Source organism: Pseudemcibacter sp. (assembly GCF_965661635.1).
Lineage (GTDB): Bacteria > Pseudomonadota > Alphaproteobacteria > Sphingomonadales > Emcibacteraceae > Pseudemcibacter.
The window spans coordinates 1-8,404 of sequence record NZ_CBFIEP010000045.1 but is presented as its reverse complement, the minus strand read 5'-3'; the positions used below and the strand labels follow the sequence as shown (position 1 = coordinate 8,404).

Sequence of the window (8,404 nt, the reverse complement as noted above, 5' to 3'; positions counted from 1 at the left end):
GCTAAAATTTGATTTAATCTGGCTGACGCCGGGAAGGGCGGTAAGCACATCCATATGAAGCTTTTCATAATCGGACGCATCGGAAACAATAACCCGCAGCATATAATCCGCATCGCCACTCATGAGATAGCATTCCATAATTTGCGGACAATCGCGCACAATTCGTTCAAATTCTGTAAGAAGTTCTTTGGTTTGTTTTTCTACGGTAATCTGAACAAAAACATTATCAGGAAGGTCCGCCGCCGTTTGATTGACAGTGGCGGCATATCCTTCGATCACGCCTTCAGCCTCAAGTGACTTTACACGGCGCAGACATGCAGACTGTGAAAGTCCGACACGATCAGCAAGGTCAGAATTACTTATTCTACCGTCATTTTGCAAGTTATCCAAAATCGCATGATCAATCCTGTCTAACTTTAAATTTCGAAATTTATGTCTCATATTTGTATTCTTACGCAATAATATGCGAAAAATATAGTGTTTCACGCTGAAAAAAGCAAGGACATTCTTATTTTGTTTGTGTATCTTGTGATTAAGAAAGATTCACAATTTTAATAAGGGAAAAGCAGTCATGATTATAGGTTGCCCAAAAGAAATCAAAGTACACGAATATCGTGTTGGTCTAACACCATCAAGCGCGTCTGAGCTTATCCGTAATGGTCACGAAGTGATTATGGAAACAAATGCCGGTGCCGGAATTGGTATCAGTGATGCTGATTATGAAGCGGTTGGATGTTCAATCATAGCAACTGCTGCGGAAGTTTTTGAAAAAGCAGAAATGATCGTTAAGGTTAAAGAACCACAACTTAATGAATGTGCGATGCTTAAGCCACATCATTTACTATTCACATATCTTCACCTTGCGGCGGATAAGCCACAAACTGAAGCACTTATGGCATCTGGTTGCACGGCAATTGCTTATGAAACGGTGACGGCGGATGATGGTTCACTTCCGCTTCTTGCTCCTATGAGTGAAGTTGCTGGTCGTATGTCAATTCAAGCGGGTGCCCATGCACTACAAAAAGCATCAGGCGGCCGTGGTATTCTTCTTGGTGGTGTACCGGGTGTTGCCCCTGCGAAGGTTGTTGTTATTGGCGGAGGTGTTTCAGGAATGAACGCTGCTGAGATGGCTGTTGGACTTGGTGCTGATGTGACGGTGTTTGACCGTGATATTGATCAAATGCGTTATCTTGATCAACGTTTCCGCGGTTCTGTGAAAACAGTTTATTCGACGGCGCATTCACTTGAAGAAGCGGTTCTTGATGCTGATCTTGTTGTTGGCGCTGTTCTGGTTGCTGGTGCAGCCGCACCGAAACTTGTTTCTGCTGAAATGGCGCGTCGCATGAAGCCGGGTGCGGTTCTTGTCGATATTTCAATTGACCAAGGTGGTTGTTTTGAAAACTCAAAAGCAACAACACATAGTGATCCAACATTTATTATTGATGATGCTGTTTATTATTGTGTGGCGAATATGCCTGGTGCTGTTGCGCACACATCAACATATGCGCTCAATAACGCGACACTGCCATTTGCTGTTCAACTTGCTAACAAAGGTTGGAAGAAAGCATGTCAGGACGACGCGCATCTTGCGAACGGAATTAACATTGAAGCCGGTAACGTAACTTTCAAAGCCGTTGCGGACGATCTTGATCTTCCATATGTTGCTGCTTCGCTTTAAGTAAATTAATATATAAAACTATTTTTAGGGAAGAACGTTATTGTTCTTTCCTTTTTTTTGAAATGTCTGTATTTTTATTGCCACATAACAGGACATTGATAATTGGTTGATAAGTTTAAAGAAACGTCGCTTCGCTATCACACTGAACCCACACCGGGCAAGATGGCAATAATTCCAACAAAACCACTGGCAAACCAACGGGATTTGGCACGGGCCTATTCACCCGGAGTTGCTTATGCATGTGAGGCCATCGTCGAGGATCCGGCCGCCGCAGCTGATATGACAATTCGCGGTAATTTGGTTGGTGTTGTCACTAACGGTTCAGCGGTTCTTGGTTTAGGGGATATCGGGCCGCTCGCTAGTAAGCCGGTCATGGAAGGTAAAGCGGTATTATTTAAAAAGTTTGCCGGTATCAATGTGTTTGATATCGAAATTGATCAGAAAGATCCAGAGAAACTTATTGATACTATTGCGGCGCTTGAGCCTACCTTTGGGGCGATAAATTTAGAAGACATCAAAGCACCAGAATGTTTTGTTGTTGAAAAAGCATTGAAAGAGCGGATGAATATTCCCGTATTTCATGATGATCAACACGGAACGGCGATTGTTGCAGGTGCGGCTGTCTTTAACGGGTTAAGGATTGTAGAAAAAGAATTTAAGGATGTTAAGCTTGTTGCTACTGGTGGCGGGGCAGCCTCTCTGGCTTGTCTTGATTTGTTGGTGACGTTAGGCCTTAAAAAAGAAAATATTACGCTGATTGACCTTGATGGTGTTGTCTATGATGGCCGTGAAGCGAACGAATATAAAAAACGTTATTCCCGTGATACCAAAGACCGTAATCTTGATGATGCCATTAAAGGGGCGGATGTATTCCTTGGGTTATCAGCACCGGGTGTTTTAAAGCCGGAAATGGTCAAGAAAATGGCGGATAAACCATTTATTCTTGCGCTTGCTAATCCGACTCCTGAAATTTCACCGGAAGAAGCAAAGAAAGCAAGACCGGACGCAATTATTGCAACTGGACGCTCTGATTATCCAAATCAGGTTAATAATGTTCTTTGTTTTCCTTTTCTTTTTCGTGGTGCACTTGATGTTGGGGCCACAGAAATTAATGATGAAATGAAAAAAGCCTGCGTTTGGGCGATTGCTGATTTAGCATACCGTGAAAGTTCTGATGAAGTAGCTGACGCCTATCGCGGTGAGGAATTAAAATTTGGACCGGAATATATTATTCCAAAACCTTTTGATCCACGTCTAATTCTTGAAGTGGCACCAGCGGTGGCGCAAGCGGCGATGGATAGCGGCGTTGCCACACGACCAATTGAAGATATGAATGCCTATAAAGAGAAGATCGGTAACTTTATCTTTAAATCAAATATGCTGATGCAGCCGATTTTGGAAGATGCCAAGAAAGATCCGAAACGAGTTGTTTATGCGGAAGGGGAAAATGAAAATGTTCTTCGTGCGGTGCAGGCGGCACTTGATGAAGGGATGGTTTATCCGACACTTGTAGGTCGCCCAGACGTTATCGCCGACAGAATTGAGAAGCTCGGGTTAAGAATGACTCAAGATAAAGAATATGAAGTCATCAACCCACAACATGATGATCGATATTATGAATTTTATAAGGCGTACCATAAAACGGTTGGCCGTAAGGGTGTATCGAAAGAAGCTGCCAAAACAATTGTCCGTACAAATACAACCGTGATTGCCGCAATGGCAGTTAAGCTTGGTTATCACGATGCGATGATTTGCGGAACTTATGGACGATTTGATTTTCATATTCGTTATATCATTGATATCATTGGCCGCAAAAATATGAACCAGAAGATTTCGACATTAAGTGTTCTTATTTTACCACAACAGACCGTTTTTATTGCCGATGCGTTTATGGATATTGATCCTACAATGGAACAAATTGTTGAAAGTACCATTGCAGCATCAAAACAGATTGAGTTATTCGGCATTAAGCCGAAAGTAGCGCTGCTTTCGCATTCAAATTTCGGGTCTTCAAAAGCACCTTCTGCCTGTAAGATGCTTAAAGCCGTGAAAATGTTACGTGAAAGAGTGCCAGGGTTAGAGGTCGACGGTGAAATGCATGCTGAAGCGGCATTAAATGAGAATTTACGAAAAGACCTCATTCAAGACTGTGCCTTAACCGGTGCAGCAAATTTACTTGTATTCCCGTCACTTGATGCAGCGAATAGTGCGCTTGGGTTGGTAAAAAGTATCGAAAGAGGTTTGCTGGTTGGCCCAATATTACTTGGGGCTGCGATGCCAGCACATATTGTGACACCGGGGGTTAGCGCGCGGGGAATATTAAATATGACCGCGATTGCCGTTAAGGATGCGCAAAACCTTAAAAAAGAAAGCTCGCATCAATGGCCTTTATAAGAAGCTAAGTGTGTGGCTGGAAAATAACAATATAAGCATTATTGAAATAAACATGACACCATTCCAAGGAATGGACCAAGGCGTTCCTATTTTCTTTGGTCGTCGCATAATAAGCAAGGAAAAGAGCAATACTAAAATTGATGCACCAAGCAGAATGAGTGTGGTTTCTAATGTCATTTGATTGATATAGGAATTTGTCTGAAATTATACAAGTTTATTTGTTTGGATAAAACGTACGATTTTATCAATTTTTAACACTTTATTAACTATTATTGCCCCAAGATCTTGATAAGAATATTATTGTATGAGTAAACAATGGGGAGTTATTATGCCACGCGAAAATAGAGAGATATTTTTTTCAGAACATGAACTTAAAATAGCATTGATGCAATTTTCTGCCAGAAAAGGATTACGATTTAAAGCGGAAAATATCACCGATTTTTCTGTATCTACGAAAGATGAGATTTTCATCGCAATGAAAGTATTTGATGCGGAAAAAAATAGAACAGGTCTTGTGAAATATACAAACCCTGAGATCGCCGCGGCTTTAATGGGCTATTGTATGTATTTAAAAATTCCACTTCCAAAAGCAGGTAAAAAATCTCTTCAAGTTAAAGGGCAAGAGCTTTATTTAAATATTAAAATTGATTAAGACTTTTCTAATCATTTTACTATAGGTTTTTCTTTCAATGATCTTAAGGGATAAAGAGGTTTTAATGCCATTAGAAGTTAAACATATTTACTTTACGGAATCTGAATTACGCAAAGCATTGGTAAATTTTTCAGTACTCAAAAAACAATATTTTGAAATAGAAGATGTACAAAAAACCATTATTGATAAAGCCGATAGCGTAACTGTTTCTCTTTTAGTGGATAAAGCACTTGAATTTAAAAATGATAAATTGACCTATTCTCATGCGGAGGTTGCCGCTTCTTTGTTTGCATTTTGTATGGTATCTAAAATCCCACTGCCACGTCGCGGTATAAAAGAACTACATGCTGATGATGATAAAGTTTATTTGACAATTAGATTAGATGAAGAAGTAAACTTTGAAAAATATGTTATTTCGAATACAATGAAACCAGTCTTCCGTTAAAAGCTAAATATCTAATTATAAGGAGAATAATTATGCAGGGTAAACATAAAGCTATTCTGTTTAGGGTTCTGCTCATCTTATCGCTTATTGGCATTTTACCTTTACTCGCTGGGCCAGGAACTGCACTCGGTTTATGGGAGCCTATTTCAGGGTTTCGAATGACAATGCAGTATATGACCGTTTCAATTGTTTCTGCGGCTCTGTTGCTTGCGTTATGATTACAATGGCGTTTTAGAAATATTCGCAAAACCGTAAAAATGAGTGTTCTTATTATACTTATTTTTGGGAGTGGCTATTATCTGGGAATAAACAAGGAACCAGAAGATTTAACAGGGTTAAGAGGAATACATGATGTCAGTACGGATACAATAAACCCGCCTGAATTTATAACGCTTCTTGATGCGCCAGGCAGAAGAAATGATTTTGTTTATGATGGCCGTAATAGAATGAGGCAGCTTGCAAAATTCCCATGGGTGCAACCAATTACCAGTGACATGGATAAAGAAGAAGCATTTGATTTGGCATTGAAAGTTGCTAGTGATTTAAATTGGGATTTTGCGTCACTTGATAAAGAAAATGGCCGCATTGAAGCCACTGATTATACGAAGTGGTTTAATTTCCATGATGATGTGGTTATCCGAATATCAGAGTTAGAAAACGGTAGCCGAATTGATTTAAGATCGTTAAGTCGAGTAGGCGGTTCCGATCATGGATTAGGCGCCATGAGAATTATGAGATTTACAAAAGCATTTAATCAGCAATAATTTTTAAATAGTGGCTTTTTTTATCGTCGAGAATGCTGTATAAATCGTGCATTAAGTCATGATTATAGAGTTACGCCTGTGAATAGTTACCTTAAAGCGGAAGATAAAAATAATCGCCATGTTGCGGTATGGTTATTTGTTGTTTGTGCATTTGTTTTTGCCATGATTGTTGTCGGTGGGGTGACAAGATTAACGGAATCCGGCCTTAGTATGGTTGATTGGAAGCCGATCAGCGGTATTGTCCCGCCTATGAATGAAGCAGAATGGATGGCTGAATTCGACGCCTATAAACAATATCCCGAATATCAAAAAGTTAATAAGGGGATGTCCTTAGATGAGTTTAAAAATATCTTTTTCTGGGAATATTCCCATAGGGTGCTAGGACGGCTTATTGGTGTCGTTTTTGCTATTCCTTTTTTCTATTTTTTATTCAGGAAAAAAATCAAGCGGGCGATAAGACCCCATCTTTGGACCATGTTCCTGCTGGGTGCTTGTCAAGGGTTGCTTGGGTGGTACATGGTTAAAAGTGGATTGGTTGATCGTCCGGATGTCAGTCATTATCGCTTAACGGCTCACTTAGGGCTTGCGGTTATCATTTATATTTATGCCTTCTGGATTGCTCTTGGGTTGATCATGCCCGTTAAAGATAAGGTTGTCGGGCGACCCTATGGTATGGCGCTCGTATATGTGAAACTTATTTTTGTACAGATATTATTAGGGGGGCTTGTTGCAGGACTAAACGCTGGGTTGGTGAGTGATACGTGGCCCTTAATTTTCGAGCAGGTAATACCTGACGGGTTATTTGCCAATGATCCATGGTATATGAATATTTTTGATAATCCACTGACAATACATTTTGAACATCGAACTTTTGCTTATGTAGTAGCATTTTTAGCGTTGTGCCTATGGTGGAAACTTAAAGATGACAGCTCCTCAAGTGTTCGTTTGGCGGCTCATTTTGTTGTTATAACTATACTAGGGCAATTTACCCTTGGTGTATTAACGATTATGAATATGGTCGCAATTCCTCTAGCAGCGGCCCATCAAGCTGGGGCGGTTGTTGCTTTATCGGCTGCGCTTTTCTTATTAAATCGTGTTAAATCATAGTTTTAGATAATCTTCGCTAAAAATAACGTTGATTATTAATGTGTTATGCAAGGGTATTATAATACCATAATTGTAAGCCATTGAAAAATAACAAATAATTGTTGTTGACTTTATTTTTTATAATGGCATATTGCGCGCAGTTTAATTCGTAAAATTTATTTAAGGATTTATTCCAATGAAAACTTACTCTGCAACACCAGCAGATATTGAAAAAAAATGGTACGTCATTGACGCGGACGGTCTTGTCCTAGGTCGTATGGCAGCTATCATTGCTACATATTTGAAAGGTAAACATAAACCAATGTATACGCCTTCAATGGATTGTGGCGACAATATCATCGTTATTAACGCTGAAAAAGTAAAACTTAGCGGCAATAAAAAAGATAAGAAAATTTATTACTGGCATACTGGCCACCCAGGTGGAATTAAAGACCGTACAGCACGTGACATCTTAGAAGGTGAATATCCTGAACGTGTCGTTATGCAAGCTGTGAAACGCATGCTTCACAACGGTCCTCTTGGTCGTGAACAACTTAAAAACCTACGCGTTTTTGCCGGTTCTGAACATACACATTACGCACAACAACCTGAAGTTCTTGATGTTGCTGCAATGAATGAGAAAAATTCAAGGAATTCAAATAATGGCTGATGATAAGAAAACATTAGAAGACCTTAAAGATGTGGCTGTTGAAGCTGCAACTGATGCTGAAGCTCCCGTGGTAGACGCAGCTATTGAGTATGTGCAGAAACTTGATGCACAGGGTCGTGCATATGCGACAGGTAAACGTAAAGATGCGATTGCCCGTGTATGGATTAAACCAGGTAATGGAACAATTACTGTAAATGGTCGTGAAGAAGCGGTTTATTTTGCTCGCCCAACACTTCGTATGGTTATTGCGCAAGCATTTGAAGTCGCTGGCCGTGTTGGTCAATATGACGTTGTTGCGACTGTTTCAGGTGGTGGCCTTTCTGGTCAAGCTGGTGCGGTTCGCCACGGTGTTAGTAAAGCACTTACACACTTTGAGCCTGAGCTTCGTTCGGTTATTAAGGCTGCTGGCTTCTTAACACGTGATGCACGTGTTGTAGAACGTAAGAAATACGGTAAAGCAAAAGCACGTCGTAGCTTCCAGTTCTCTAAACGTTAATCGTTTTAATATATTATTATTTAAGGGTTCGCATAATTTATTGCGAGCCCTTTTTTATGCATAATATCAATATATCTTTACGTCATCAGGGAAAGTTGGGTTTTTAAGTCTTTATAATAAGAGAGTATTCTGCTCCATCTGTTAATATTATGCGGCCATAGCTTTAATGTGCAAGCGTTTTCGTTTGGCCATTGTTTTTAGTTTAATTTTGTTTCGCTT

At 40.0% G+C, this 8,404-nt stretch carries 11 protein-coding genes; 10 read left to right on the top strand and 1 reads right to left on the bottom strand.

The window, feature by feature from the left end:
- Nucleotides 1–441: Lrp/AsnC family transcriptional regulator (locus ACTF6W_RS03530; RefSeq protein WP_438993161.1), on the bottom strand; the 441-nt coding region annotated here is incomplete at its 3' end.
- A gap of 130 nt (nt 442–571) precedes the next feature.
- On the opposite strand from ACTF6W_RS03530, the gene ald reads away from it, so the two are divergent.
- From ald to rpsI, 10 genes are all read left to right on the top strand, one after another.
- Nucleotides 572–1,678: an alanine dehydrogenase gene (gene ald / locus ACTF6W_RS03525; RefSeq protein WP_438993160.1), complete on the top strand. Its 1,107-nt coding sequence runs from the start codon at nt 572–574 to the stop codon at nt 1,676–1,678.
- Between the two features lie 102 nt (nt 1,679–1,780).
- The gene (locus ACTF6W_RS03520) at nt 1,781–4,072 is read left to right on the top strand and encodes an NADP-dependent malic enzyme (protein ID WP_438993159.1); all 2,292 of its coding nucleotides are present in this window, start codon (nt 1,781–1,783) and stop codon (nt 4,070–4,072) included.
- Nucleotides 4,073–4,124: 52 nt separating this feature from the next.
- Nucleotides 4,125–4,253 (top strand): hypothetical protein, encoded by a 129-nt coding sequence (locus ACTF6W_RS03515; RefSeq protein ID WP_438993158.1) that lies wholly within the window; start codon nt 4,125–4,127, stop codon nt 4,251–4,253.
- Nucleotides 4,254–4,400: 147 nt separating this feature from the next.
- On the top strand, nt 4,401–4,724 hold the full coding sequence (locus ACTF6W_RS03510) for a hypothetical protein (RefSeq protein ID WP_438993157.1): 324 nt from the start codon (nt 4,401–4,403) through the stop codon (nt 4,722–4,724).
- 64 nt (nt 4,725–4,788) lie between these two features.
- Entirely contained in the window at nt 4,789–5,169 is a 381-nt protein-coding gene (locus tag ACTF6W_RS03505; RefSeq protein ID WP_438993156.1) for a hypothetical protein, read from the top strand.
- A 32-nt stretch (nt 5,170–5,201) separates the two neighbouring features.
- Nucleotides 5,202–5,387 carry a hypothetical protein gene (locus tag ACTF6W_RS03500; RefSeq protein WP_438993155.1) on the top strand — a complete coding sequence of 62 codons (186 nt, stop codon included), beginning with the start codon at nt 5,202–5,204 and terminating at the stop codon, nt 5,385–5,387.
- A 39-nt stretch (nt 5,388–5,426) separates the two neighbouring features.
- Nucleotides 5,427–5,933: a DUF1499 domain-containing protein gene (locus ACTF6W_RS03495; RefSeq protein WP_438993154.1), complete on the top strand. Its 507-nt coding sequence runs from the start codon at nt 5,427–5,429 to the stop codon at nt 5,931–5,933.
- A gap of 78 nt (nt 5,934–6,011) precedes the next feature.
- On the top strand, nt 6,012–7,040 hold the full coding sequence (locus ACTF6W_RS03490; RefSeq protein WP_438993153.1) for a COX15/CtaA family protein: 1,029 nt from the start codon (nt 6,012–6,014) through the stop codon (nt 7,038–7,040).
- Nucleotides 7,041–7,215: 175 nt separating this feature from the next.
- The gene (gene rplM, locus ACTF6W_RS03485; RefSeq protein ID WP_438993152.1) at nt 7,216–7,689 is read left to right on the top strand and encodes a 50S ribosomal protein L13; all 474 of its coding nucleotides are present in this window, start codon (nt 7,216–7,218) and stop codon (nt 7,687–7,689) included.
- The gene (gene rpsI / locus ACTF6W_RS03480) at nt 7,682–8,185 is read left to right on the top strand and encodes a 30S ribosomal protein S9 (RefSeq protein WP_438993151.1); all 504 of its coding nucleotides are present in this window, start codon (nt 7,682–7,684) and stop codon (nt 8,183–8,185) included. Before rplM ends, rpsI begins: the two co-directional genes overlap by 8 nt.
- The last annotated feature ends 219 nt before the right edge of the window (nt 8,186–8,404 follow it).

Bases quoted from the DNA above. Each gene is read 5' to 3' on its own strand.
- ald (WP_438993160.1), top strand. From the start codon at position 572: ATGATTATAGGTTGCCCAAAAGAAATCAAAGTACACGAATATCGTGTT.
- ACTF6W_RS03515 (WP_438993158.1), top strand. From the start codon at position 4,125: ATGACACCATTCCAAGGAATGGACCAAGGCGTTCCTATTTTCTTTGGT.
- ACTF6W_RS03510 (WP_438993157.1), top strand. From the start codon at position 4,401: ATGCCACGCGAAAATAGAGAGATATTTTTTTCAGAACATGAACTTAAA.
- ACTF6W_RS03505 (WP_438993156.1), top strand. From the start codon at position 4,789: ATGCCATTAGAAGTTAAACATATTTACTTTACGGAATCTGAATTACGC.
- ACTF6W_RS03500 (WP_438993155.1), top strand. From the start codon at position 5,202: ATGCAGGGTAAACATAAAGCTATTCTGTTTAGGGTTCTGCTCATCTTA.
- ACTF6W_RS03495 (WP_438993154.1), top strand. From the start codon at position 5,427: ATGAGTGTTCTTATTATACTTATTTTTGGGAGTGGCTATTATCTGGGA.
- rplM (WP_438993152.1), top strand. From the start codon at position 7,216: ATGAAAACTTACTCTGCAACACCAGCAGATATTGAAAAAAAATGGTAC.
- rpsI (WP_438993151.1), top strand. From the start codon at position 7,682: ATGGCTGATGATAAGAAAACATTAGAAGACCTTAAAGATGTGGCTGTT.